This is a genomic window from Halobacillus sp. Nhm2S1 (assembly GCF_019599545.1).
Taxonomy (GTDB): Bacteria; Bacillota; Bacilli; order Bacillales; family Halobacillaceae; genus Halobacillus.
On record NZ_JAIEZV010000003.1, the window covers coordinates 492,464 to 517,733 of the forward strand.

A 25,270-nucleotide genomic window follows, 5' to 3' on the forward strand; every position below is an offset into this window, starting at 1 on the left:
GAATTCGACAAATTACCCATTACGCACACAAAAAAACTGTTCAATAATAATCATTGAACAGTTTGAATGAGTTCTTTGTAACTTGCTACACGATCTCTCCCTCTTTGTTTGGCCCCAATATACATCGCTCGATCCGCTTGACGAATTAAATCAAATGCTTCCTCACAATGATCAGGATAGGTAGCTACTCCAATACTTGCTGTAATGAAAATAGAGACAGGCTCTTGTAGTTCATGGATATGCAAATGGGAAAGAAACGGTTTTTGTGTGATGTGTGCGCGTATAGTATGAGCCGTTTCTAAAGCTTCTCCTTGATGATATCCCGGCAAAAGAAGCACAAATTCTTCTCCTCCATACCTCGCAAGCGTCCCTTGTTCAGGTACTACCTCTTGGAGCCTCTCCGCTAATGAAGCAAGGATCTCATTGCCACTCTCATGTCCGTATGTATCATTCACACGCTTAAAGTGATCAATATCCAATAAAACGAGGGAAATGGGTTCTACATTCTCTTGCTGTTGATTTTTTTCAAAAACGTTCACAATGTGATCCTCAAAAAATCGATAATTGTATAAGCCTGTAAGTGCACAACGCTCACTTTCTGCTTTTGTTTTCTCATAGTGCCTGGCATTATCGATGGCCACACCTAAATAGTTGCCTAGTATATTTACTATCATAAACTGAAATTGCAGGAAAGCTCTCTTTTTGGTTGAGTAGATTGTAATGACTCCAACAGTTTCCCCGTTTCTTTCTACAGGTACAGATAAGACCGTTTCAGCGCGGTCAGGCGTGTATTCATTCTCTAAGTGGGACCATTCTGATTGCTTTTTATAGAAAACGCTCTTCCCTTCCTTCCATGTATTGCCACTGATGCTTTGACCCATGGAAAGTTGGATATTAGGAAAATCGATTTCACCCGAGCGATCAAAAAAACGAATCAGCTCCAACTGTTTGTCTTTTTTAACGTCATACACATAGATATAATCCACAGGAAGCAGTTTACTCAATCGATCGACGAAGACATCAAGCACTTCTTTGACTCCAAGTTTTCCTGTCAGTTCATGCCCGATAATACTCGTCTCTCTTAAATATGTATTCACTTGATTACTGTTGTGGTAAAGCATCATCATCCCTGAAATGAAAACGAAAGGAATACCGACAAAGAAAATCGCACTCATTCCGAATTCTGTATAAACGATATAAAGCACAAAGCCAATGGGCAGGACAAGACCCGATGTCAGCAGTTCCCAGACAAAGCCTCTATCGTTCCATTTAATCTCTTTGTTATATAGTACATTGGCTACAAATTTAATTGAGAATTGGTTGAGCAAAATTTGTGAAAGTGCATAACTCACGATGGGAATGGCATCCCCGATATCACTCACAGCTGATGGGCCGTGCGTCCCACCCAGGGCATAATAGATCCAAGCGGATACTACGGATATTAGTAAAAACATAAACAAGTTAATGGGCAATCGGTGAAGGTTTGTTCTACCAAGCCTCATTTTTGCCATTAATGCTAAAATAGCCACTTGGGAAACGATAATTTCTATGAAAAGTCCATAATATAAAAAAACTGCAAATGCGATTCCCTGCGTAAAAAATACGGGGTGGTCTCCGATTTGCAGCGGAAATAAAGCTACGATGGAAGCAAGGATAATAAACGCAGCAATCTCGATCCTGTTTCCTTCTAATACGGGGGATGACCACAAGTACAAGTAAACTAAACTAGCTGGCCAAATAGATGCCCATACCATCCAAACTACATATTTCTTTTGCTTCGTCATCCTACCACCCCGCCCCAAGGACCTATACTATTAAAAGACTATATCACCAAAAGAATATTCAGAACATTCCTATACTATCATAAATTTTCATTACATTCAAAATATTTCCTCACCTGGGAAATAAAATACAGAGATCCCGTAATAAGCAGGACACCCTCTTCTCCAACATCGATAGAGGCGTTACGAATGGCATGCCTGTAGTCTTCAATAGCGATCGTCTCTTTAATCGGAGAGTACTCAGCAAGCTCATGGCCCTTTAAGGCTCTCGGGAATTCAAAGGTTGTCATATAAGCTTTGTCAACAACACTCTCCAGTTGTCTCAACATTTTTTTGACAGGCTTGTCTTCCAGTGCAGAATAAACGAGAACAATTTTCTTGCCAGAGTAATGACGTTTCACCGTTTCAACAAGGGCACTCGTTCCTTCTTCATTATGAGCGCCATCTATAATCGTCAAAGGCTTGTCCTTCACTTTCTCGAACCTCGCGGGCCATCGGGTAGATGCAATTCCTTTTTCATAAAGACTTCGGTCTATTTGAACTCCAAGAAACCTTAACACTTCTGCCGACTGAATGGCTAAAGCCGCATTTTCCACCTGATGAGGTCCTTTCATTTGACTTACATAGGCCTCAGGATGGAACGATTCATTTGAGAAGACAAATCTCTCGCCTTCCTTACTGCTATCCTGATGGACGACATCAAAATCATCTCCAAGTCTGAATACCTTAGAATGACATGACCTTGCTTTGTTGGTAATCACATTTTGGGCTTCCCGTTGTTTAACCGCAGTAACTACAGGGATGGAAGGCTTGATGATCCCCGCTTTTTCTCCTGCGATTTCTTCTATCGTAGAACCAAGAACATTCATATGGTCATGTCCAATATTCGTAATAACGGATAGAACAGGAGTTAGGATATTCGTTGAATCAAACCTTCCTCCCAAACCTGTTTCAATGACCACAAAATCAAGGGAAGCTTCAGAAAAATACAACATGGCCATGGCTGTTATAATTTCAAATTCTGTAGGTTCACCTAAAGACGTTTGTTTCAATTCTTCAGAAAGAGGTTTGACTCTAAGAGCTAATTCTGCCAAAACTTCATCTTGAATGGCTTGGCCATCCACACTGATTCGCTCATTAAACTTCTCGATGTAAGGAGAAGTGAAGGTGCCGACAGACATCCCTTGCTGTTGAAGAATATGCCGAAGAAAAGAGAGGGTGGACCCTTTTCCGTTCGTTCCTGCGATATGAACGGCTTTAAATTTTTTCTCTGGGTGATCGAGCCTCTCCATCATCCATTCCATCCGCTTCAAACCTGGCTTCACTTTAAATTTCTCTCTGGAGTGAATCCAATCAATTGCTTCCTCATACTGCATGTTCTATTCCCTCTTTTCAAAAAAGGAGAGTACTCCGTAGAATACCCTCCTCCTCCATTATGCTTTTAACTCTTTAATTCGCGCTTCTACTTTAGCACGCTTATCAAGGTAGTCTGTTTCTTTTTTGCGTTCTTCTTCAACGACATGTTCTGGGGCTTTACTTACGAAACCTTCATTGGAAAGTTTCTTTTGAACACGTGTGACTTCCTGATCCCATTTCTTCCATTCGTTCTCAAGTCGCTTGATTTCATCTTCGATGTTAATCAATCCAGCTAATGGAAGGTACAATTCCGCTCCTGTAATGACAGCAGACATCGCTTTTTCAGGGGCCTGCAAGTCTGTGGCAATCGTCAATTCACTAGGGTTACAGAACCTCTCTAAATAGTCGCGGTTCTTCTCAAGTTCTTTGACGATGGCATCGTCTTTCGCCTGGATCATCAGCTGGATCTCCTTGGACATCGGTGTATCCACTTCTGAACGGATATTACGAACAGATCGGATGATCGAAACAAGACGATTCATTTCTTCAACCGCTTCTTCATTATGGAAATCTTCCCTTACCACCGGCCATGATGCCTGGGTAATGGACTCACCTTCATGAGGAAGGTGCTGCCAGATTTCTTCTGTAATGAAAGGCATAAATGGATGAAGCATCCGCATCGTCTGATCGAGTGTGTACGCAAGAATGGAACGGGTCGTATGGATACGCCCTTCGTCTTCTCCATACAGCGGCAGCTTCGCCATTTCAATATACCAATCACAGAAGTCATCCCAAATGAAGTTGTAAAGGTGACGGCCGGCTTCCCCGAATTCATATTTATCAATGTTTGTTGTCACGTGCTCAATGGTTTGGTTGAGACGAGTCAAAATCCATTGATCAGCTACTGATTTTTCACCAGTGATATCAATATCTTCATATTTCAAATCACCCATGTTCATCAAAGCAAAACGGGAGGCGTTCCAGATCTTATTGGCAAAGTTCCACGTTGATTCAACCTTTTCCCAGTGGAAGCGCAAGTCCTGACCAGGAGATGAGCCTGTGGACAAGAAATAACGAAGAGAATCGGCCCCGTATTTATCGATGACATCCATCGGATCGACACCATTTCCTAGCGATTTACTCATCTTACGTCCCTCTGCATCACGAACAAGTCCGTGAATAAGAACATCATTGAATGGACGCTCGTTCGTAAATTCAAGCGATTGGAAAATCATACGGCTAACCCAGAAGCCAATGATGTCATACCCTGTAACAAGTACATTGGTTGGGAAATAGCGCTTATAATCTTCACTATTCTCATCAGGCCATCCCATTGTCGAGAAAGGCCAGAGGGCGGAGGAGAACCAAGTATCAAGCACATCTTCATCCTGCTTCCAGTTTTCTGGATCTTTCGGTTCTTCCTTGCCCACATATACTTCGCCTGTTTCTTTATGGTACCAGGCTGGTATACGGTGACCCCACCATAATTGTCTAGAAATACACCAATCTCTTGTATTCTCCATCCAGTGCAGATACGGCTTTTCAAATCGATCCGGGACAAACTGTACTTGATCGTCTCCCTTTTGCAAATCGATTGAAGCCTCAGCAAGTGGTTTCATATCAACAAACCATTGTGTGGAAAGATAAGGTTCAACGACTGCTCCGCTTCGCTCGGAGTGACCGACGGAGTGCATGTGTTCTTCGATTTCAAAGAGGACACCGTCCGCCTGTAGATCCTTCACGATTTGTTTCCGGCATTCAAAACGATCCATCCCTTTGTACTTACCGGCGTTCTCATTCATCGTTCCGTCTTCATTCATAACAAGAATTCGTTCCAAGCTGTGACGGTTACCGATTTCAAAGTCGTTAGGGTCGTGCGCAGGAGTAATTTTCACAGCACCAGAACCAAACTCCATATCGACATAATCATCAGCCACAATATCGATTTCACGGCCGACAATCGGCAGAACCGCTTTTTTACCAATCAGGTGCTTGTAGCGCTCATCTTCCGGATGCACCGCAATGGCTGTATCCCCAAGCATCGTCTCCGGACGTGTCGTCGCAATCTCAATCGTGCCTTCTTCATCTTTCAATGGATAACGCATGTGGTAAAAGGCACCTTGCACATCTTTATACTCCACTTCGATATCAGACAAAGCTGTTTGGGTAGCAGGGTCCCAGTTGATGATGTACTCTCCGCGGTAAATCAGACCTTTCTCATAAAGGGTGACAAACACTTCTTTAACCGCTTCAGAAAGACCATCATCAAGAGTAAAACGTTCACGAGAATAGTCCAGTCCAAGCCCTAGTTTTTCCCACTGGGCACGAATGAATTTCGCATACTCATGCTTCCACTCCCACGATTTTTCCAGAAATTTTTCACGGCCGAGATCATGACGGGAGATGCCTTCTTCACGAAGTTTCGCATCTACTTTTGCTTGTGTAGCAATCCCCGCATGGTCCATACCTGGAAGCCACAGTACATCATAGCCCTGCATCCGCTTCACACGTGTCAGGATATCCTGTAATGTCGTGTCCCACGCATGACCGAGGTGCAGCTTACCTGTTACGTTCGGCGGTGGAATGACGATTGTATAAGGTTCCTTGTTTTTATCTCCTGTAGCTTCAAAAAATTTACCATCTACCCAGTACTGATACCGGTCCTTTTCAACAGCGGCCGGATCATACTTTGTAGGCATTGAAAGATCTTGTTGATCCATGTGATCTTCCTCCTTTTATTCTCTTTATAAAAATAAAAAACCCTTTCATCCTCAAAAAGGACGAAAGGGTTCATTTCCGTGGTACCACCTTTAATTTACAGGAAATCATTCCTGTACACTCAAATAAAAATAACGGCTTCTAACCGGCTTCTCCTACTCATTGTTCAAAGAAGCTGCATCAAGGGCGACATTCCATCAACAGGGTTCCTGGAAAACTCTCACCAATTGTTTTCCTCTCTGAAGGACTTGTTCATGTACTCTTCCCTATCTAAGCATTTCACGTATAAAGACTATATTACATATTGTATATAAAAAAGAGGCATTTAGTCAACTACGTCAAAGAAAAAGGCGAAAACCCCTGAGCAGATTGCCCAGGAGCCATTACCCTTCTAAGAAAAGAGGTGCTTTTTATGAGTCGTTTGTATCGATATCGCCTGCCCCCTTGGTGCAGAACATGGTTGTTTGTCATTGAGAAATCTTTGCTTCCTATCGTAATTTTTCAGGCGCTGCGCACCATCATCTTCCCAACTACGTTCGATATCTTCCTACTCGGATTGGTCCTCGGTTTGTATCTCGCTTTCAAATATAAATGGATTTAGTTCGGAATATACACAATCTGCCCAGGTGAAACATCGTCTTTATAATCGTTGACTCGTTCTAATTGTTTCACAGATACCTCATACTTTTCCGCAATGGACGACAACGTTTCTTCTTCCTGGGCAATGTACATTTTCATCTGAGTGTACGTGTCCTCTCTGTTCGGGAACAGGTGTTTAAAAATTTGTTTGATGCCGTCCATTCCACCAGGTGCCTGTGCACTTTCCTGATCGGATTCCTCGCTGCTTGACTCCTCCACTTCTTCTACACTAACCTCGCCCCATTCACTACTGTCATAAGAAGGCTCTTCAGGTGCAGCATGAACGTTTTCCTGTGCATGACCGAAAAACTCCGGAAAGCTTTGAGATTTTTTGTAAAACCATCTTCCGTCGTCCTCTTCTTCTGTCTGCTCTTCTTCATTGATACGGAAAATAGGCGCTTCCCTTTCCGGGAATACAGGAGATTCCTTTGTACTTTGTTGTTGGAAATTGACAGGACCGACCGTTGCTGATTCATCGAACGTTGGTTCATTTGACGCTTCCTGTTGTTTTTCTTCCAGCCCGTTAATGTTCACATGGGCATGAAGACGAAGCTGACGATTAGCTGGAAGTTCGTAATCAAAACTTTCAATGTCGATCAGCACATCTTCTAAATTTGATACTCTTTCTAAAGGCACAGTGATTTCTACCGGAAAAGAATGGTTAAATGTATGAATCCCTTCTTCTAATGGTTCAACTACATCCATAGTTCGAACAGAAGGTGCAAGAGGACTTTCATCCTGTGCATCCTGGCTTCCCGTCGGAATGTATTCGCCTGCAAGATCGACAGTCCCTTTCAAACGGACCTCATCTCCAAGCTCTTCAATAGTAATTTCAGGTTCTAATGATATACCGATTAACTCTCGAACGCCCTGTCCTTCCTTGAACCATATGGATTCATCTAAATAAAAGGAAAATACATTTTGTTTGTTTTGCAAAGTACGGTCCCCTCCCTAAGGTAATAAACACTTTTCTCTATTATCACCTTATGCGAGAGTTAGAGTAATATACATAACGAAAGCGCATGGGGCATCCCCCACGCGCTTTTATTAGTTCGCTTTAATTTGTGAAAAGACTTTCTCAGCCGCTTGAATCGTTTTCTCGATATCCTCATCCGTATGTTTAACAGATAAGAACAGCCCTTCAAATTGAGAAGGCGGCAAATACACCCCTTCTTCAATCATTCCTTGGAAATAATGTGTAAATAATTCCAAGTCTGATTGGTTGGCTGTTTCAAAGTCCGTTACAGGTTCATTCGTAAAGAAGAAACCGACCATGGAACCTGCACGGTTCACTGTCAGTGGAATATTGTACTTTTCAGCGGCTTGCTCGTAACCTTCAATTAAGCGATCTACTTTTTTGTTGATGGAAGCATACGCTTCTTCCGTCATTGCAGAGATCGTTTCGAAACCCGCCGTCATTGCGAGTGGGTTTCCAGAAAGCGTACCTGCTTGATAGATATCACCGACGGGAGCGACCCGTTCCATAATTTCCCGCTTTCCACCATAGGCTCCTACAGGGAGACCGCCTCCAATTACTTTTCCAAGACAAGTCATGTCAGGAGTCACATCAAAGTGGCCCTGAGCACTGTAGTAACCAACACGGAAGCCAGTCATCACTTCATCAAAGATGAGGACCGTTCCATTGTTTTCTGTCATCTTTCTCAACTCTTGCAGGAACCCTTCGTTTGGTGGGACGACACCCATGTTGCCGGAGACAGGCTCAATAATGACAGCGGCCAAATCGTCTCCAAACTCTTCGAAAACGTAACGAACGCTTTCTAAGTCATTGTAAGGTACAGTAATCGTATTTTGTGCAATAGATTCCGGTACACCAGGAGAGTCCGGCAGTCCAAGAGTGGCTACGCCAGAGCCTGCCTTGATCAGCAAGGAGTCTCCGTGCCCATGATAATTCCCTTCAAACTTCAAGATTTTATCCCGGCCTGTGTACCCACGAGCCACACGAAGGGCACTCATTGTTGCTTCTGTTCCTGAGTTCACCATACGAAGCATCTCAATAGAGGGTACTCGTTCTTTCACAAGGGATGCCAATTTGTTCTCCATTTCAGTAGGAGCACCGAAGCTCGTCCCATTAGCTGTCGCTTTGGTTAAGGCTTCTGTCACCTTTTCATCGGCATGGCCTAAAATTAATGGACCAAAGCTCAAAACATAATCGATATACTCGTTGCCATCAAGGTCATAGAGTTTAGAACCTGCACCCTTTTCCATAAAAATCGGGTCCATCTGGACAGATTTAAATGCGCGTACAGGGGAGTTCACTCCACCCGGCATTAATTCTACTGCTTTTGTATAAGCTTGCTTTGAACGATCAAATGTTTTCATTATACGACACCCTTTCTGTCCGCGTTATTGATTCAAATAACGAGCCGCATCTTTTGCAAAATAAGTAATGATGAGGTCCGCGCCTGCTCGCTTCATAGAGGTCAGCTTTTCAAGAACAATTTCTTCTTCATTGACCCAGCCATTTTGAGCTGCCGCTTTAATCATGGAATATTCACCACTGACATTGTAGGCGACCAATGGCAAATTGAAACGGTCTTTCACTTCACGCATGATGTCAAGGTAAGCCAGCGCCGGTTTAACAATCAAGAAATCCGCGCCTTCCTCAACATCTGATTCTGCCTCCCTTAATGCTTCCAGACGGTTCGCTGGATCCATCTGGTAGGCACGGCGGTCACCAAATTGAGGGGAGCTGTGGGCCGCATCACGGAATGGACCGTAGAAAGAAGAAGCATATTTAACCGCGTAGGACATGACAGGGATATGACTGAAGCCAGCTTCATCAAGACCCTGACGAATAGCTGCAACAAAACCATCCATCATGTTCGATGGAGCAATGATATCTGCCCCTGCTTCTGCTTGTGTGATGGCCGTTTTCGTAATGTAAGTTAAAGACTCATCATTGGCAATATCCCCATCACGGACAATTCCACAATGACCGTGATCGGTGTACTGACATAGACACGTATCAGCGATCACAGTTAAGGAAGGAAAATCTTTTTTGATTTGACGGATGGCACGTTGCACAATCCCTTCCTCATGATAGGCTTGACTTCCTACGTCGTCTTTTTCTGCTGGTACACCAAAGACAATAACGGATTTAATATCTAACCTTACCAACTCTTCCATTTCCTCGTTTAAGTGATCGAGGGAGACTTGATGGACTCCCGGCATCGAAGCAACAGGATTTTTGATGCCTTCTCCTTCTACAACAAAAATCGGATAAATTAAATCTTCCGTACGAAGATGGGTCTCCCTCACTAGCGCTCTCATAGAGTCCGTTCGGCGCAAGCGACGGTGGCGTTTGAACTGCAAATCTTTCATATTTATCTTTTCCCTTCGTTAGAAAAATAGTATGTCATTTGTTTCAGCAGATGGGGGATCGTGAACTGCTCGGGAACATGTATGTTGGTAAACCCACATTTCTCTGCTTCATTGGCTGTCGTCGGACCAATACAAAAACAAGGAATCCCCGCACCTTGGTCCTTGACCATAGACACAAACGCACGGACAGTCGACGGACTTGTAAAGGTCAATGCATCAATCTTTCCTTCCTGAATCCACGTAAGGAGTTCAGGCTTTTTGTCTTCCAATAGTAGCGTATCATATACAGTCATGGAATGGAAAAATACACTCTTGTCAGCAAACATGCGGGGAAGAGCGTCCCTTGAACGACTCCCTCTTATGTACAAAATGGGACCAGGCAGAGGCTTTTTTTCTAGAAACTCTTCCCCCATCGAGGACGCATGGTATTTTGAAGGGATAAAATCCGCCTGAAATCCAAAATCGTTTAAACGCTTCTCGGTTTTTGATCCGATGATGGCAAACTTTAAATGTGGGGGAACCTTAACGCTGTACTTTTTAAGAAGCTCGAAAAAAAACTTCACGCCATTCGCGCTTGTGATAAACACCCAGGAATAGTCGTGAAGTCGTGTCAAAACCTCTTGATGAGATTCAGAATCATTCAATTGGAACGAGAGAAGTGGAGCATGATAGACAACTCCACCTTCTGCTTCTATTCTCTCAATAAATGAGCGTGCTTGGGACTGTCCTCTCGTCACGAGAATTCTCTTCCCTTGCAATGGCTGCATTATTGGTCATACTCCTCTTTAGCACGATCCACAATCTCCTGTGCTCCTTGAGCTTTCAAACGATCTGCTGCTTCTTTACCAACTTCAATGGGGTCTGTACCTGAAACCGTTTCATGTAAGATGGTTTTTCCATCAGGTGTTCCGACAAGTGCTGTTAAAACGATCTCCTCCCCTTTACGGTAGGCATAACCACCGATTGGAACCTGGCAACCTCCATTCAGATCATGAAGGAATTTACGTTCAGCAGACACCGTTGTTTCTGTGTACTCATGATTTAACTTTTTAAGGAAGTCGCGTAACTCTGAATCGTTCTCGCGGCATTGAATCGCCAGTGCTCCCTGCCCAACAGCAGGAACGCAGACATCAGGCTCAAGATATTCAGTTACGAAGTCATCATCCCAGCCCATGCGTTTTAAGCCTGCAGCGGCGAGAACAATTGCATCGTAGTCCTCTTCCTTACACTTACGAAGACGTGTGTCAATATTTCCGCGAATCCACTTGATCTCCAAGTCCGGGCGGACGGCTTTAATTTGAGAACCGCGTCTCAGACTGCTCGTCCCAACGATTGCTCCAGCAGGAAGATCTTTAAGAGCAACGTTTCCATTTGATACAAAGGCATCACGGTGATCTTCACGAATTGGAACAGCCGCTACCATCAAACCTTCTGCAACAACCGCCGGCATATCCTTCATGCTATGAACCGCCATATCGATTTCTCCATCGTACATCGCCTGTTCAATTTCTTTGATGAAAAGCCCTTTCCCCCCAACTTTAGAGAGGGTTACGTCAAGGATTTGATCCCCTTTCGTCGAAATTCTCTTAATTTCAAATTCATAAGATGGGTCGATCTGTTTCAACTGATCGATTACCCATTCAGTTTGGGTAATCGCTAAATTACTTTTGCGTGATCCGATGACGATTTTTCTCAAAACATTTCCTCCTCGATACTAAAAATGAAAGTTAGATAATGAACCAAATAAAAAGAAGTTGATCAATAGAAACAAGAATGCTGCTGCATTGAATATGGCAATAGTCCTTCCCTGATACCCTTTTATGACTCTCAACGTCAAATAAACGATATAGACGACTAATACGAGTAACGACCCAAGTGTCTTAGAATCATACCAGTAAAAAGCTGCTGTAGAAACATATCCCCAAACGACACCTAGAATGATGGCGATTAACAGCAAAGGGACACCTAATATGATGGACACATAAGAAAAATGGTCCAGCTTCGTTAAATCACCAAGCCGGAATAATTTTGCGTCCCATTTCTTTTTCTTCAGTAAGCGGTACTGCAATAAATACATAACGGAGAAGATAAACGATAATGTGAAAAAACCATAAGAAATGATCGCTAAACTGACATGGATGACAAGCAGCTCATTGACAAGAGCCACTCCCCTGTTTTCCAAGACATTTTGTGCCCTCGTGGAAATGTGAATGATCATGATCAAAAAACCCACCACATTGGTGAAGAATACGAGGAAATCCACTTTAAAAAGTCTATTAATGATGAGAGAGAACGTCACTAAAATCCATGAATAAAAATATAATCCATCATAAACCGTCATGATTGGAAAATCATCTTTGACAAAAACCTGTGAGAGTAGAAAGAAGGTCTGCAAAACCCAAACCATACTAAGTAACCAGAAGGCAGTAAGATTCGCCTTCCGGTTATTCTGTACAAAGTCGATGAAGTATCCAATGATACTCAATCCATATAGAAAAAGGATAAGTTCGTAAACCCATTTGAATTCAAGCATTTCACTTCCACCTTATGAATGGGCTACAGGGCTGATCATGGAGATGGAATCACTCGCCTCTGTATCGTTCTTCACCTTCGCGTTGTTCTTTTTTTCCTGTTCTTCCGCCTCTTTTTTCACTTGCTCTTCTATACCGAAGATCTGGGTGAATAAACGCAAGGTTTCCTCTGAATCTGGCTGTGCCGCCATTTCCTTCGCTTGTGAGATCGGTTCTTTCAACATCTGATTGATGATACTCTTTGTGTGTTTACTCAATACTTTCCGTTCGCGATCGGTCAATTCCGGCATCTTTCTCTCAATACTCTTCATCGTTTCTGCCTGAATATTCAAAGCTTTTGAACGAAGAGCTGAAATCACAGGAACAACACCAATCGTTTGTAACCATTGCTTAAACTCCACAATTTCTGCTTCAATCATGATTTCTATTTCTTTTGCAGCTTGTTTCCGGAGAGCAAGATTGGCATCTACAATCCCTTGCAAGTCATCGATGTCATACAAGAAGACACTTTCCAGAGATTCCATTGCAGGATCTAAATCTCGTGGAACTGCAATGTCTACAAAGAAGAGAGGTTTTCCTTTTCGCTTTTTGTGAATAGGTTCCATCTTTTCCTTCGTAATGACATAGTCTGTTGCACCTGTTGAGCTGATGACGATATCAGCATCTTCCAACACACCCTCAAGCTCGTCCATTGTGTGCGGATGACCGTTGAATTGATCAGCTACGTTTTGGGCTTTAGCTAACGTGCGGTTGACGACCGAAACTTTTCGGACACCGGAACCATGAAGGTTCTTGGCAGCTAATTCCCCCATTTTCCCTGCACCCAGAATGACGATATGCTTATGAACTAGATCACCAAAAATCTTTTTAGCAAGCTCTACAGCTGCATAACTTACAGATACAGCGTTTTCACCGATTTCCGTCTCTTTATGGCCTTTTTTCGCCATGGTGACCGCTTGACGGAACAACTGATTGAAGATAGTTCCTGTTGTTCCGGCCTCCTGAGCCTGCAGAAAAGATTGCTTCATTTGACCGAGAATTTGAGTTTCTCCAAGAACCATAGAGTCCAGACCAGCCGTCACGCGCAGCAGGTGCTCAATCGCTCCATCCGTTTCGTAAATGGAAAGAAATGGAGAGAACTCTTCTTTGTCGATCTCAAACCAGTCAGATAAAAACTGTTTGATATAATAACGGCCTGTGTGGATTTGATCCACAACCGCATAGATTTCCGTTCGGTTGCATGTAGAAATAATCACATTTTCCAATACACTCTTTTGTATGTTGAGGTGCTGCATGGCTTCTGTCAGCTCATCCTCAGAAAATGTGAGCTTCTCGCGAATTTCCACAGGGGCTGTTCTGTAATTAAGACCGATAGCTAAAATGTGCATTTCATCTACCCCCATTAAACGTTCAAAACTTATCACATATCCATTAGTATAGCACAAAATCCGGACGATTTTTCATTAGAAATATGAACAGATTTTGAAACTCTTATGATAGGATAAAATTAGATGATATAGAAAATAATAACGATTTGTTTAGAAGAACTTTAAATTATAATCCGTTTGTAATATACCAAAACCTACGCATAATCGCAAGGATGCGACATTTTTTTACAATAGAAAAGGATGTGTTGATGCTGAATAAGCAAAATTCGCTTATCGGACTTTTATTCATAGGGTTGGGCGTTTACTATTTCCTTCGTCACCTCAATATTCCCGAACTGGCCCCATTCTACTCATGGCCTACTTTAGTAATATTCATAGGACTGGCCTTTCTATTACATAGCTATTGGGCAAAAGATCATTCTTCCTTGTTTACCGGAGTGATTTTGGCTGGGTTCGGTCTGCATTTCGCCGCTGTTGACTATGTCCCTTTCTGGCGAGATCACTGGGGCATGTATCTTGTTATTGTGGGGGTAGCTTTTCTATTGCATTATAGAAAAACGAAAAATGGGTTGGTTCCTGCACTTCTATTTCTTGGCATTGGTTTGTTTGCCATGTTTGCCCCTACAAGCCCTGCTTGGTTTCAATGGATTCAGGGCGTTTTTCAGCTGATCGAACGATTCTGGCCCCTTGCCCTGATCGCTTTTGGCTTTTACCTACTAAAAAAGAAATAACCAACCCTTCGCTAAAGATTAGCCTGAGGAGGCTCAGCGCCCGCCCCATGTAAAGCGAACTGTTTCCCGGAGCCCCTAAATGCACACAAACATCTCGAAACTAAGTATTAAACAAACCTGCCATTTTCTTTAGTAACTTCTTTGAAAGAATCAATACACAATCCCCCCAGAGGCCGCCTCTGGGGGGATTGTGTATTATAAAATGGAACTTAGAAAGGCTTGGGTTCGTTCTTCTTGTGGATTTTCAAACAAGTCTTTCGGAGCTCCTGACTCTACGATTTTTCCGTCATGCATATAAACAACACGGTCGGCGACTTCTCTTGCAAATCCCATCTCGTGCGTAACGACAACCATTGTCATTCCTTCCTTCGCGAGATCTTTCATTGTAGCAAGAACTTCTCCGACAAGTTCCGGGTCGAGCGCTGACGTTGGCTCATCAAACAGCATAATTTCTGGTTTCATTGCAAGAGCTCTGGCGATCGCTACCCTTTGTTTCTGACCACCTGAAAGTCTTGAAGGGTAGTCATTGGCTTTATCACCGAGTCCAACCTTCTCTAAGAGTTCCTGGCCTTCTTTTTTCGCCTGGCTTTTAGATATCCCTTTAACTTGGGTCGGTGCTTCAATAACATTCCCTAAAACCGTCATATGCGGGAATAGATTAAAGTGCTGGAATACCATCCCCACTTGCTGTCTGACTTTGTTCAGATTATCTTTTTTAGGATCAATCTGCTCTCCTTTAATAAAGAGCTCCCCACTATTTTTCATTTCTAAAAAGTTTAAACACCGAAGCATTGTACTTTTTCCAGACCCGCTGGCCCCGATCAGGACGACCACTTCACTTTCTTCCACGTGGAAATCGATATCCTTCAGGACATGTAGGTCCCCAAAAGATTTATTCAATTTATTAACTTGAATCATTTGCTCTGACAATTGCGTTTCCTCCTCTGTTAGTCACTCACAGCCATTTTCTTCTCAATCGCACTGACAACAAGTGTCAGAAGGAATACGAGAATCAAATACCATACGGCACTTACGAGCAACCAGGTCATATAGTCGAATGTATTGGCCCCTTGAGTGGTGGCTACAGCAAATATCTCGGAGACACCAATGAAAGCCGCCAATGATGAATCCTTCAAACCAATAATAAACTGATTCCCAAGCGGAGGCAATGCACGTCTAAAAGCCTGAGGCAGGATAATACGACGCATCGTTAAGGTGCCGCTCATTCCAAGTGAGCGACCCGCTTCTGTCTGGCCTTTGCCGATCGATTGGATGGATCCTCGGAAAATCTCTGCAATGTACGCGCCATTGTGGAAGGCAAGTCCAAGAGCTACAGACCAGAATCCACTGATCATCCACACTTCTGTCAGTCCATAATAGAACACGAAGATCTGAACAATCAGAGGGGTACCCCTAACCACATAAATGTATATATTTGCAAGCCATTCCAAGGGCTTGATTTTGGATATTTTCATGAAAGCAAACATTAAACCAATGACGATTGCGATTAAAATGGAGACCGCCGTAAGGGCGAGGGTCATCTGGGCGGCTTCAAAGAACATTCCCCGACTATCTATGAGTGCTGTCCAAAAATTCGCTGAATACAAATACAATTCAAATCAACTCCTCTATAATGTCAAAAAGAGTACGCCCATTGCGCACTCTTCTTAACTTCGGTCTTCAACTGAAAAACGAGCGTTTACTCTGGCAAAGTCGTAATGTCTTCCCCAAAGTATTCTTTACTGATTTCAGCAAGGGTTCCATCTTCACGAAGTGTTTCTAGAGCTGCATTGATTTCTTCAAGTAAGGCTTCGTTTTCTTTTGCAACGGCAACCGCCTGTTCACTACGCTCAATCATTTCTTTCGCTTCAATTTCAAGTCCTTCTCCAGAAGCTTCCTTACCCGTCAGAAAATCCGTGATTACAGCGTCATGGCGACCTTTGGCCAGGGATTGCAAAGCAACTACATCACTATCATAAGTCTTGATGTTATCTGTTACTTCTTCTGCATATGTGCTATATGTCGAACCTTTTGAAATAGCGATTTCCATTCCTTCTAAATCTTCTAATGTTTCCACATCACTATCGGCACGCGTGAAGATTTGTGCGCCTGAATAATAATAAGGTGTAGAAAAATCTACTTCCTGTTGTCTTTCTTCAGTAATGGTGTGACTTGCGACTGCCGCATCAAAACGCCCTGTCTTCACACCTTCTACGATACTTGCAAACTTCTGTTTTTGAGGGTTTGGTTCCAAGCCCAATTCCTCTGCAATAGCATTCGCAACATCGATATCAAAACCTGTCATTTCCCCGCTTGCATCTGTCATACTGAATGGTCGGAATTCACCAGAAGCTGCAAACGTGAACTTTCCTTCCTCAACAAGGTCATAGGCTGTTTCTTCGGATGATTCACTACTAGAATCATTTTCGTTTGTATCCCCTGAAGTTTCTCCTTCATCTTCACTGCCACCGCATGCAGCCAGTGTAATAATCATGAAGATGCTCAGGGTGATCATTAGTAAATATTTTTTCATAACCAAAATTCTCCCCTTCATCAATTTGTCATTTTTCTGTAATAATAGCGACACTTTAAATTATATCTAGTTATCTAACAATTCCCAAAATTAAACATAGTCCAAAATCTACGAAATTATGCTGATCATAGACATGACCTGCAAAATGCCAGACTTTTCGTACAAATGCATGAATTTGCTCTAATATAATAGATATTTGCATGAATATACACATCCACTAAAAAAACCACTTCTCTGTGTAGAGAAGTGGTTCTGTTATTATAAATTCAAATGGGAAAGCATGGTTCTCCATGCGACATCCTTACCTTCACCGGTTTCGGATGAGAAGGGAATCAATGCATCTTCCTCTTCCATTTCCAAGACATCAAAGATCATCTTCAGTTGTTTCTTCCGTTGACCCTTTTTGATTTTATCAAGCTTTGTAGCGATCACCATAACAGGGAGCTCAAAGTGCTTCAAATAATCATACATCAATTGATCATCTTCTGTTGGTTTATGACGGATGTCGATAATCAAAGCTGTTGCCTTCAACTGTTCACGCTCTGCAAAATATTCTTCCATCATCTCTCCCCACTTCGCTCGTTCCTTTTTAGAAACTTTCGCATACCCGTATCCAGGAACATCAACGAAGTGAAATTTATCATTAATGATGTAGAAATTTAATGTTTGTGTTTTACCGGGTTTTGAAGAAGTCCGTGCTAAATTCTTACGTTGAATCATTCGGTTGATAAATGAAGATTTACCAACATTCGATCTTCCTGCCAGTGCAATTTCAGGAATCGGTGTTTTTGGGTACTGCTTTTTGCTCGCCGCACTGATGACGATGTCAGCCGAGTTAACTTTCATGTACTGCCTCCGTTAATGCTTGTTCTAAAACTTCATCCAAATGCTTCACAGGGACAAAAGTCAAACCTTCCTTGATGCTGTCCGGAATGTCTTCCAAATCCTTTTCGTTCTGATCTGGTATGATGATCTTTGTCAATCCTGCACGGTGGGCGCTCAATGATTTTTCTTTTAAACCACCGATAGGCAAAACACGGCCTCTTAATGTGATTTCACCTGTCATCCCCACTTCTTTACGGACAGGACGGCCTGTTAAGGCAGATACGAGTGCAGTCGCCATCGTAATGCCTGCGGAAGGTCCATCTTTCGGGGTCGCGCCTTCAGGGACGTGAATATGGATGTCGTTCTTTTCTACAAACTCAGGATCGATATTCAGTTCGTTCGCTCTTGACCGAATATAGCTGAAAGCCGCTTGTGCGGATTCCTTCATGACATCTCCGAGTTTCCCTGTTAATGTAAGGTTCCCTTTTCCAGGGTATATGGAAACTTCAATAGATAGTGTGTCTCCACCAGCTGTCGTATAAGCAAGACCAGTAGCAGCTCCAATCTGGTCTTCCAGTTCCGCACGTCCATAACGGAATTTCGGGCGGCCAAGAAGCTCTTCCAGTTGCTTCTCCGTCACAACCACTCGCTGTTTTTCTCCAGAGACGATGATTTTGGCAGCTTTCCTACATAGGCTGGCTAATTCACGCTCCAACCCACGGACACCCGCTTCTCTCGTATAGCGACGGATCAATTTTAAGAGCGCATCATCACGTAATTGCAACTGCCCTTTCTTCAAACCATTTTCCTTTACCTGCTTAGGAAGTAGATGCTCTTTCGAAATATGAACCTTTTCAACTTCTGTATAACCAGCAATGGTAATAATCTCCATTCTGTCACGCAATGGTCCAGGAATGTTCGAAATATTATTAGCTGTGGCAACAAACATGACCTTTGACAGGTCGTAGTTTTCTTCAATGAAGTGATCGCTGAACGTTCCGTTTTGTTCGGGATCGAGCACTTCCAACATGGCTGAGGAAGGATCTCCTCTGAAGTCACTTGCCATTTTATCGATTTCATCAAGTAAAAATACAGGGTTCACGGTCTCAGCACGCTTCATTCCTTGAATGATACGCCCAGGCATAGCGCCTATATAAGTTCTACGGTGGCCGCGGATTTCAGCTTCATCACGGATTCCGCCTAAAGAGATCCTTACGAATTTTCGATTGATGGAACGAGCGATGGACTTGGCAAGGGAGGTTTTCCCTACCCCTGGTGGTCCAGCCAGACACAAAATCGGTCCTTTAATCGTTTGAGTCAGCTTTTGAACGGCTAAGTATTCGAGGACGCGCTCCTTAACCTTTTCCAAACCATAATGATCTTCGTCCAAAATCTTTTCTGCACGGTTCACATCCAGGTTATCTTCCGTCTCATTGGACCATGGCAAGGCCACAAGCCATTCAATGTAATTTCGGATGACTGAACTTTCCGCAGAGCTTTGTGGTACTTTCTCATACCTTCCAAGCTCTTTGTATGCTACTTCTTCCACTCTCTCAGGCATATTGGCCTGCTCTATTTTTTCTTTAAGCTGAGCTACCTCGCCAGATTTTCCGTCTTTATCACCCAGCTCATTTTGGATCGCTTTCATCTGTTCACGCAAATAATATTCCTTTTGCGTTTTTTCCATGGATTTTTTAACCCTTTTTCCGATCTTTTGCTCAATCTGCAAAACTTCACGTTCGTTTCCAATCATGTCGACAAGCTTTTGAAGACGCTCCTTCACATTCGCTGTTTCTAGTATAGACTGCTTTTCTTTCAGTTTCACAGGCAGATGAGAAGCAATCATATCAGCCATGTGACTCGGTTCATCGATGTCGGATACGGTATTGAACGTTTCCTGACTTACTTTTTTAGACACTTTCACGAATTTCTCGAATTGATCCATAAGCGTTCGCATGAGAGCTTCTTCTTCATTTCCCCCTACATGCTCATCCTCAATTTTTGAGATATTCGCGTGATAAAAGTCTTCATCGTCGACTAATTGTTCAACACGGGCTCTATACAGACCTTCTACAAGGACTCGATTGGTGCCGTTCGGCAATTTAACCATCTGTTTTACTCTGGCAATCGTTCCGATCTCATATAGGTCATCTTTCGATGGTTCATCAATATTCACTTCTTTTTGTGACACGAGAAAAATTTCATTGTCATCCATCATGGATTGCTCCAACGCTTGTACCGATTTTTCACGCCCCACATCCAAGTGAAGGACCATAGAAGGGTACACAAGCAACCCTCTGAGAGGAAGTAGAGGTATCTTCTTTCTCTGTTTGTCTGTCATTTCTTGCACCTCCGATTATAGCAACTACGTATTTTAATCATATATAAATGTACTTGGAAAGTAAACGAAACGGCCCCAAATGATTCCAACACCGAAATCCCCTAACCAACTACTGTCAAGGGGCTCACTCCTCTAATACTTTATTATGAACAGAAACCTGCCTTTCATGCTTATGTAGCCATCTGTCTCTTTTATAATACAGAAGCCGTGCTACAACGTTTTCGTAGCACGGCTTCTTGGATTTTATTCCTTAAGGTTTACGCACTCTCTTTAGGAGATTGTTTATTATCATCTTCCACAGTGCCATCCGTTAAGATCAGCTTAGGACGTCCATTTTTAGCAGTGACTGTCTCTTTTGTGATGATACATTTCTCAATATCATCGCGCGATGGAAGTTCATACATAACATCCAGCATGATTCCTTCAATAATAGAGCGCAATCCACGAGCCCCTGTCTTACGTTCTATAGCCAGACGTGCGATTTCACGAAGCGCATCTTCTTCCATCTCCAATTCGACATGGTCGATTTGGAACAGCTTTTGATATTGCTTCACAAGAGCATTCTTCGGTTTTGTAAGGATTTCTACAAGCGCATCTTCATCAAGCTGCTCGAGGCTGCCGATTACTGGAAGACGTCCGATGAATTCTGGGATCAAACCATAGCTTAACAAGTCCTCTGGCAGAACTTTTGTAAGCAATTCTTTCTTCTCAGCTTCATCAGCTGCTTGTTCAGAACCAAAGCCAATTACTTTACGCCCTAAACGACGCTTAATAATCTGGTCGATGCCATCAAATGCTCCTCCAACGATAAACAGCACATTGGTTGTATCGATTTGGATGAACTCTTGATGAGGATGTTTGCGTCCACCTTGTGGAGGTACACTCGCCTGTGTTCCCTCCAGGATTTTAAGAAGCGCTTGCTGCACCCCTTCACCAGACACGTCTCTTGTGATGGAAGGGTTTTCTGATTTACGAGCAACTTTATCGATTTCATCGATATAGATGATTCCTTTTTCTGCTTTCTCTACATCATAGTCTGCTGCTTGTATCAACTTTAAAAGAATGTTTTCAACATCTTCACCAACGTAACCGGCTTCTGTTAAGGAAGTGGCATCAGCAATGGCAAATGGCACATTCAGAATACGCGCCAAAGTTTGAGCAAGTAGAGTTTTACCGCTACCTGTAGGTCCAAGCATGAGGATGTTACTTTTTGCAAGTTCTACATCATCATTTTTTACCCCTGCATTGATACGTTTATAGTGGTTATAAACCGCTACGGACAAGTTCTTTTTAGCTTGATCCTGCCCAATAACATAATCACTGAGGATTTCGCGGATTTCTTGAGGTTTCGGTACCTCTTTGAATTCCACTTCTTCTTCATTACCCAGCTCTTCTTCAACAATTTCCGTACATAGTTCAATACATTCATCACATATATATACGCCAGGTCCTGCTACGAGTTTACGGACTTGTTCCTGACTTTTACCGCAGAAAGAACATTTCAACTGTCCTTTTTCATCGTTAAATTTAAACATTCGTTTCACCCCTTATTATAATGACGCAATCGTTGCGACTGAAGTTTCATGATACGACGCTTACGTTTCCACTTCACTTCTTTTGCCCATCATATCAGATTAACTTCAAACAAAAAAGCAATACCTTTTCAGAGGTGTGCGCAACTCATCCTGCACCATCCTCATTATGTAATTCAACTGCAGATAAGTCAAACAATGGAGCATCAATACTATTGTATGTAAACAGCTGGAGAAGTATCAACTATCATCCCCATTAATCTCTTTCTATATACTCTATACTATAGAAATATATGAGAAGACAAGGTACGATCATGCACCTTGTCTTCTTAGTTTATTATTCAGCTTTAGAATTTGCAACTAGAACGTCAATCGCTTTACGGACTTTAAGATCTTCTTTGATCATGTCTGTGTTTCCGCCAAGCATTTGAGTCAATTGCGCAACGTCTGTTTGATACATGGAAGCCATGTTTTCAAGTTCAGCGTTCACATCTTCTTCAGAAGCTTCGACATTTTCTGCTTCTGCAATTGCTTCAAGAGTCAGGTTCGTCTTCACGCGCTTCGCAGCATCTTCTTTCATTTGCTCACGAAGGGCATCTTCGTCTTGACCAGTGAACTGGAAGTACATGTCCTTAGTCATCCCTTGCATTTGTAGACGCTGTTCGAATTCTTGGACCATGCGGTCAAGTTCTGTATCCACCATCGCATCAGGAATTTCAACTTCTGCATTTTCAGAAGCTTGCGTTACAAGCGTGTCACGCTTGCTGTTTTCAGCGTCTGTTTTCTTCTGCTCTTCTAGACGCTCACGAGTTTTTGTCTTCAGTTCTTCAAGAGATTCGACCTCTTCATCGACATCTTTCGCGAATTCATCATCAAGCTCAGGAAGTTCTTTTCCTTTTACTTCGTGAATTTTCACTTTGAAAGTAGCCGCTTTACCAGCTAGATCTTCTGCATGGTATTCTTCAGGGAAAGTAACTTCAACTTCTGTTTCTTCTCCTGCTTTTTTACCAACCAGCTGTTCTTCGAAACCTGGGATGAAAGAGCCAGAACCAACTTCTAGGGAGTAGTTGTCTGCCTGTCCACCTTCGAATGCTTCGCCATCAACGAAACCTTCAAAATCCATAACGACTGTGTCGCCATTTTCAACAGCTGCATCTTCTTTCACAACTAGCTCTGCTTGACGTTCTTGCATTTGCTTCAGTTCGTTTTCAACATCTTCATCAGAAACTTCAGTATCCTGCTCTTCTACAACAAGACCTTTGTAGTCGCCAAGTTTCACTTCTGGCTTCACAGTAACTTCAGCTGTGAATACAAGGTCTTGACCTTTTTCGATTTGTTTCACGTCTACTTCTGGACGATCAACAGGTTCGATTCCTGTTTCTTCAACAGCTTCTGTGTAAGCTTGCGGAAGAACGATATCAAGGGCATCTTGATAAAGGGACTCCACTCCGAAACGCTGTTCGAAAAGTTTACGTGGTACTTTACCTTTACGGAAACCAGGTACTTGTACCTGTTGAACTACTTTTTTGAAGGCTTGGTCAAGTGCTTTGTCGAACTCACTTGCAGGTACTTCTACAGTCAAAGTACCCTGATTGCCTTCTTGCTTTTCCCATTTTGCTGACATAAAAAATTCCCTCCAACATCTATTCATTCATTTTCGTCCGAAGACGATGATCTGATGATTCTATGACTCTTTTTACATACGAATCTCGTTTGCAACCACTACATTATAACATAATCCTACAGCCTTTCAAGCCGTGACCTGTTCATTTATTCCCCTATGATCAATACGTAATGTTGTTCACATAGTTCAATTTCAGATTTGTATTTCTCCACGTTCTCCAATTCGTCATTTACAGACAACGGAAGCTGTAAATATTCATGCCCTAATTGTTTAAGGGCTTCAACGATAACCGGGACTTCCTTTTCATTAGGAAAAATTGGATACCGGACATAGCAATAATGATATAAAAGACGGTTAATCATCTCATACATCGTCGGATTGTTTTGTTCAATTTGCCCAAGTCTCATTTGTATTTGTTTAATAATGTAATCGGAATGAAGCTGTGTTAATTCCGAAGGGACAATCGTTGAGGTCTGCCCAAATTTTTTGATTGTCAACTCCTCACTCCATCCTGCATCCCGGAACCATTCCAATATGGAGGATTTAATAATCGGGTGGACGGTTTCTTTCATTAAAGTCTGTTGAAAATCCTCCTTAAAAGGGTCAGGAGATTGTTTTTTCAATTGGTCAAGTGCCTGCCATTGCTTATGTATATCATCAGAATCCAACGCTTGATGAAATTCATCAAAATACTTTGTACCTTCTTCTTTATGGCGATCTTCGAGAAGTTTCCGGCTTACCTCAAACATTTGCCAGAGTTGAGTACGACTTTGCTGAGGAATGTCCTCTGATTCAAATACTTCTTCCAAAAGATTGATGATTTCCTCATACTGATTACTTTGAAATAAGATGGTGATATAGATATGTAAATAATGGTAGTACTGTTCGTAATCTTCTTTCATTTGCTTTTGGCATAACTCTTCCGCTTCATCAAACAATCCAAGTTCAATCCAACTCATCAAAAGTCCTGTGATCACATCCGCATTCGCAACGCCATACTCCACAAGAGGCTCCAAGGCTTCTGAAGCATCTTTATACCTTTTTTCCTTTAAAGCTTCCAGTCCTACTCGTTCCAGAGTGGTTTTCCATTTTGGGAACATGACTAAGTTCCCGTTTTTATTTTCCATAAGACACCCTTCCCTAGAGTTTATACTTCCCTCATTTTAACCTTACTGTATGTTTTTCAAACCTCTATTCATTCAGCTTATTAGGATATACTAAAGTATATTCACAACAAACACAAAGAAAACACTTCTGCTTTCTATTTAAATGGAAATTGCGTCATCATTCGTTGTGTACAGACATAGATGGACACTTCCTTTAATCATTCGGGAACTTTATCTCAATATAATATCCTTATTTGTTTCATCTTAGCAAAAAACAGGACTTTTTACTCATGATGTTTTCATTTTTTTTGCTAAAATTAGTGAATGTGAATAAAATTTCACCGAATTATAAATTTAAGGAGATGTATCGTTTTGTCATTGCTAGATGATCAAACATTGCTGGAAACGTACATAGAGTCCGTAAAACTTCAATTAGATGATGAATTCGTCCACTTACTGACGAGAGAAATTGATAAGCGATCTATGGAATTGCCTAAAGAAAATCTCCAACTTACATGAATCGACATCAAACGTTCGCACAAAATGAGAACGTTATTATAGAGGAATATAGAAAGGGTGTGCATACCATGCACACCCTTTTTTTATTGATTAGAGGTTGAGTTGCCTTGGCGTTGTCCAGACATTTTAGCAATGCTTGGGATAACGTTCTGCAACTGCCCTGCCTGACCAGTCATCATGCTGTAGGTGGCAGCACCGATTCCGATAGAAGCGACAATCGGCAACCACTGAACATTCATCTTCTCCATCCTGATCACTCCTCAAATCGCTTGGCCTAAGAGCCATTCCTATTGTGTGCCTGAAA

The 25,270-nt window shown here is 42.4% G+C and carries 22 protein-coding genes and 1 other annotated feature; of the genes, 3 read left to right on the top strand and 19 right to left on the bottom strand.

Annotated features, from left to right (window positions below; translation table 11 throughout):
• Window positions 1-50 precede the first annotated feature (50 nt).
• From K2225_RS14400 to K2225_RS14410, 3 genes are all read right to left on the bottom strand, one after another.
• A complete protein-coding gene (locus K2225_RS14400; RefSeq protein WP_220585363.1) occupies window positions 51-1,784 on the bottom strand; it encodes a sensor domain-containing diguanylate cyclase in 1,734 nt (577 codons plus the stop codon).
• Between the two features lie 77 nt (window positions 1,785-1,861).
• Entirely contained in the window at window positions 1,862-3,157 is a 1,296-nt protein-coding gene (locus K2225_RS14405; protein WP_220585364.1) for a bifunctional folylpolyglutamate synthase/dihydrofolate synthase, read from the bottom strand.
• Between the two features lie 57 nt (window positions 3,158-3,214).
• Window positions 3,215-5,857 carry a valine--tRNA ligase gene (locus K2225_RS14410; RefSeq protein WP_220585365.1) on the bottom strand — a complete coding sequence of 881 codons (2,643 nt, stop codon included), beginning with the start codon at window positions 5,855-5,857 and terminating at the stop codon, window positions 3,215-3,217.
• A 53-nt stretch (window positions 5,858-5,910) separates the two neighbouring features.
• Window positions 5,911-6,137 (bottom strand) — a binding site (T-box leader).
• Between the two features lie 130 nt (window positions 6,138-6,267).
• Here K2225_RS14410 and K2225_RS14415 point away from each other — a divergent pair.
• Window positions 6,268-6,456, top strand: a complete 189-nt coding sequence (locus K2225_RS14415; protein WP_089652686.1) for a hypothetical protein — start codon at window positions 6,268-6,270, stop codon at window positions 6,454-6,456.
• Here K2225_RS14415 and spoVID read toward each other — a convergent pair.
• The 7 genes from spoVID to hemA all read right to left on the bottom strand — a co-directional run bounded on the left by spoVID (window position 6,453) and on the right by hemA (window position 13,755).
• The gene (gene spoVID, locus K2225_RS14420; protein ID WP_220585366.1) at window positions 6,453-7,430 is read right to left on the bottom strand and encodes a stage VI sporulation protein D; all 978 of its coding nucleotides are present in this window, start codon (window positions 7,428-7,430) and stop codon (window positions 6,453-6,455) included. The two genes, K2225_RS14415 and spoVID, sit on opposite strands and share 4 nt — an antisense overlap.
• Before the next feature lie 111 nt (window positions 7,431-7,541).
• On the bottom strand, window positions 7,542-8,834 hold the full coding sequence (hemL, locus tag K2225_RS14425; RefSeq protein WP_220585367.1) for a glutamate-1-semialdehyde 2,1-aminomutase: 1,293 nt from the start codon (window positions 8,832-8,834) through the stop codon (window positions 7,542-7,544).
• 24 nt (window positions 8,835-8,858) lie between these two features.
• Complete coding sequence (gene hemB, locus K2225_RS14430; RefSeq protein ID WP_220585368.1) at window positions 8,859-9,836, bottom strand: porphobilinogen synthase; 978 nt, start codon at window positions 9,834-9,836, stop codon at window positions 8,859-8,861.
• A 2-nt stretch (window positions 9,837-9,838) separates the two neighbouring features.
• Window positions 9,839-10,603: a uroporphyrinogen-III synthase gene (locus tag K2225_RS14435; RefSeq protein ID WP_220585369.1), complete on the bottom strand. Its 765-nt coding sequence runs from the start codon at window positions 10,601-10,603 to the stop codon at window positions 9,839-9,841.
• Window positions 10,603-11,532: a hydroxymethylbilane synthase gene (hemC, locus tag K2225_RS14440; protein ID WP_220585370.1), complete on the bottom strand. Its 930-nt coding sequence runs from the start codon at window positions 11,530-11,532 to the stop codon at window positions 10,603-10,605. The genes K2225_RS14435 and hemC overlap by 1 nt, the downstream gene beginning before the upstream one ends.
• An 18-nt stretch (window positions 11,533-11,550) precedes the next feature.
• On the bottom strand, window positions 11,551-12,369 hold the full coding sequence (locus K2225_RS14445; protein WP_220585371.1) for a cytochrome c biogenesis protein: 819 nt from the start codon (window positions 12,367-12,369) through the stop codon (window positions 11,551-11,553).
• Between the two features lie 12 nt (window positions 12,370-12,381).
• Window positions 12,382-13,755 (bottom strand): glutamyl-tRNA reductase, encoded by a 1,374-nt coding sequence (gene hemA / locus K2225_RS14450; RefSeq protein WP_220585372.1) that lies wholly within the window; start codon window positions 13,753-13,755, stop codon window positions 12,382-12,384.
• A 248-nt stretch (window positions 13,756-14,003) separates the two neighbouring features.
• Here hemA and K2225_RS14455 point away from each other — a divergent pair, with 248 nt between their 5' ends.
• Window positions 14,004-14,486 carry a LiaI-LiaF-like domain-containing protein gene (locus K2225_RS14455; RefSeq protein WP_255574549.1) on the top strand — a complete coding sequence of 161 codons (483 nt, stop codon included), beginning with the start codon at window positions 14,004-14,006 and terminating at the stop codon, window positions 14,484-14,486.
• Between the two features lie 195 nt (window positions 14,487-14,681).
• Here the strand turns inward: K2225_RS14455 and K2225_RS14460 are convergent, their stop codons facing one another.
• From K2225_RS14460 to K2225_RS14495, 8 genes are all read right to left on the bottom strand, one after another.
• A complete protein-coding gene (locus K2225_RS14460; protein WP_220585570.1) occupies window positions 14,682-15,404 on the bottom strand; it encodes an amino acid ABC transporter ATP-binding protein in 723 nt (240 codons plus the stop codon).
• 29 nt (window positions 15,405-15,433) lie between these two features.
• Window positions 15,434-16,048, bottom strand: a complete 615-nt coding sequence (locus K2225_RS14465) for an amino acid ABC transporter permease (RefSeq protein WP_115822637.1) — start codon at window positions 16,046-16,048, stop codon at window positions 15,434-15,436.
• Window positions 16,049-16,185: 137 nt separating this feature from the next.
• The gene (locus K2225_RS14470) at window positions 16,186-17,019 is read right to left on the bottom strand and encodes a transporter substrate-binding domain-containing protein (RefSeq protein ID WP_220585373.1); all 834 of its coding nucleotides are present in this window, start codon (window positions 17,017-17,019) and stop codon (window positions 16,186-16,188) included.
• 258 nt (window positions 17,020-17,277) lie between these two features.
• Complete coding sequence (gene yihA, locus K2225_RS14475) at window positions 17,278-17,865, bottom strand: ribosome biogenesis GTP-binding protein YihA/YsxC (protein WP_220585374.1); 588 nt, start codon at window positions 17,863-17,865, stop codon at window positions 17,278-17,280.
• Window positions 17,855-20,185, bottom strand: a complete 2,331-nt coding sequence (gene lon / locus K2225_RS14480) for an endopeptidase La (protein ID WP_220585375.1) — start codon at window positions 20,183-20,185, stop codon at window positions 17,855-17,857. Before lon ends, yihA begins: the two co-directional genes overlap by 11 nt.
• 257 nt (window positions 20,186-20,442) lie before the next feature.
• Entirely contained in the window at window positions 20,443-21,720 is a 1,278-nt protein-coding gene (gene clpX / locus K2225_RS14485; RefSeq protein WP_220585376.1) for an ATP-dependent protease ATP-binding subunit ClpX, read from the bottom strand.
• 334 nt (window positions 21,721-22,054) lie between these two features.
• Window positions 22,055-23,341, bottom strand: a complete 1,287-nt coding sequence (tig, locus tag K2225_RS14490; protein ID WP_220585377.1) for a trigger factor — start codon at window positions 23,339-23,341, stop codon at window positions 22,055-22,057.
• Window positions 23,342-23,487: 146 nt separating this feature from the next.
• Window positions 23,488-24,468 (bottom strand): tetratricopeptide repeat protein, encoded by a 981-nt coding sequence (locus K2225_RS14495; protein ID WP_220585378.1) that lies wholly within the window; start codon window positions 24,466-24,468, stop codon window positions 23,488-23,490.
• Between the two features lie 351 nt (window positions 24,469-24,819).
• On the opposite strand from K2225_RS14495, the gene sda reads away from it, so the two are divergent.
• A complete protein-coding gene (sda, locus tag K2225_RS14500) occupies window positions 24,820-24,966 on the top strand; it encodes a sporulation histidine kinase inhibitor Sda (RefSeq protein WP_255574550.1) in 147 nt (48 codons plus the stop codon).
• A gap of 83 nt (window positions 24,967-25,049) precedes the next feature.
• Here sda and K2225_RS14505 read toward each other — a convergent pair whose 3' ends face one another.
• Complete coding sequence (locus tag K2225_RS14505) at window positions 25,050-25,205, bottom strand: hypothetical protein (protein ID WP_220585581.1); 156 nt, start codon at window positions 25,203-25,205, stop codon at window positions 25,050-25,052.
• Between the last annotated feature and the right edge of the window lie 65 nt (window positions 25,206-25,270).

What these genes read in the sequence shown, in the direction of transcription:
- K2225_RS14400 (WP_220585363.1), bottom strand. Translation starts at nt 1,784, where the DNA reads ATGACGAAGCAAAAGAAATATGTAGTTTGGATGGTATGGGCATCTATT.
- K2225_RS14405 (WP_220585364.1), bottom strand. Translation starts at nt 3,157, where the DNA reads ATGCAGTATGAGGAAGCAATTGATTGGATTCACTCCAGAGAGAAATTT.
- K2225_RS14410 (WP_220585365.1), bottom strand. Translation starts at nt 5,857, where the DNA reads ATGGATCAACAAGATCTTTCAATGCCTACAAAGTATGATCCGGCCGCT.
- K2225_RS14415 (WP_089652686.1), top strand. Translation starts at nt 6,268, where the DNA reads ATGAGTCGTTTGTATCGATATCGCCTGCCCCCTTGGTGCAGAACATGG.
- hemL (WP_220585367.1), bottom strand. Translation starts at nt 8,834, where the DNA reads ATGAAAACATTTGATCGTTCAAAGCAAGCTTATACAAAAGCAGTAGAA.
- hemB (WP_220585368.1), bottom strand. Translation starts at nt 9,836, where the DNA reads ATGAAAGATTTGCAGTTCAAACGCCACCGTCGCTTGCGCCGAACGGAC.
- K2225_RS14435 (WP_220585369.1), bottom strand. Translation starts at nt 10,603, where the DNA reads ATGCAGCCATTGCAAGGGAAGAGAATTCTCGTGACGAGAGGACAGTCC.
- K2225_RS14445 (WP_220585371.1), bottom strand. Translation starts at nt 12,369, where the DNA reads ATGCTTGAATTCAAATGGGTTTACGAACTTATCCTTTTTCTATATGGA.
- hemA (WP_220585372.1), bottom strand. Translation starts at nt 13,755, where the DNA reads ATGCACATTTTAGCTATCGGTCTTAATTACAGAACAGCCCCTGTGGAA.
- K2225_RS14455 (WP_255574549.1), top strand. Translation starts at nt 14,004, where the DNA reads ATGCTGAATAAGCAAAATTCGCTTATCGGACTTTTATTCATAGGGTTG.
- K2225_RS14460 (WP_220585570.1), bottom strand. Translation starts at nt 15,404, where the DNA reads ATGATTCAAGTTAATAAATTGAATAAATCTTTTGGGGACCTACATGTC.
- K2225_RS14465 (WP_115822637.1), bottom strand. Translation starts at nt 16,048, where the DNA reads ATGTTCTTTGAAGCCGCCCAGATGACCCTCGCCCTTACGGCGGTCTCC.
- K2225_RS14470 (WP_220585373.1), bottom strand. Translation starts at nt 17,019, where the DNA reads ATGAAAAAATATTTACTAATGATCACCCTGAGCATCTTCATGATTATT.
- yihA (WP_220585374.1), bottom strand. Translation starts at nt 17,865, where the DNA reads ATGAAAGTTAACTCGGCTGACATCGTCATCAGTGCGGCGAGCAAAAAG.
- lon (WP_220585375.1), bottom strand. Translation starts at nt 20,185, where the DNA reads ATGACAGACAAACAGAGAAAGAAGATACCTCTACTTCCTCTCAGAGGG.
- clpX (WP_220585376.1), bottom strand. Translation starts at nt 21,720, where the DNA reads ATGTTTAAATTTAACGATGAAAAAGGACAGTTGAAATGTTCTTTCTGC.
- tig (WP_220585377.1), bottom strand. Translation starts at nt 23,341, where the DNA reads ATGTCAGCAAAATGGGAAAAGCAAGAAGGCAATCAGGGTACTTTGACT.
- K2225_RS14495 (WP_220585378.1), bottom strand. Translation starts at nt 24,468, where the DNA reads ATGGAAAATAAAAACGGGAACTTAGTCATGTTCCCAAAATGGAAAACC.
- K2225_RS14505 (WP_220585581.1), bottom strand. Translation starts at nt 25,205, where the DNA reads ATGAATGTTCAGTGGTTGCCGATTGTCGCTTCTATCGGAATCGGTGCT.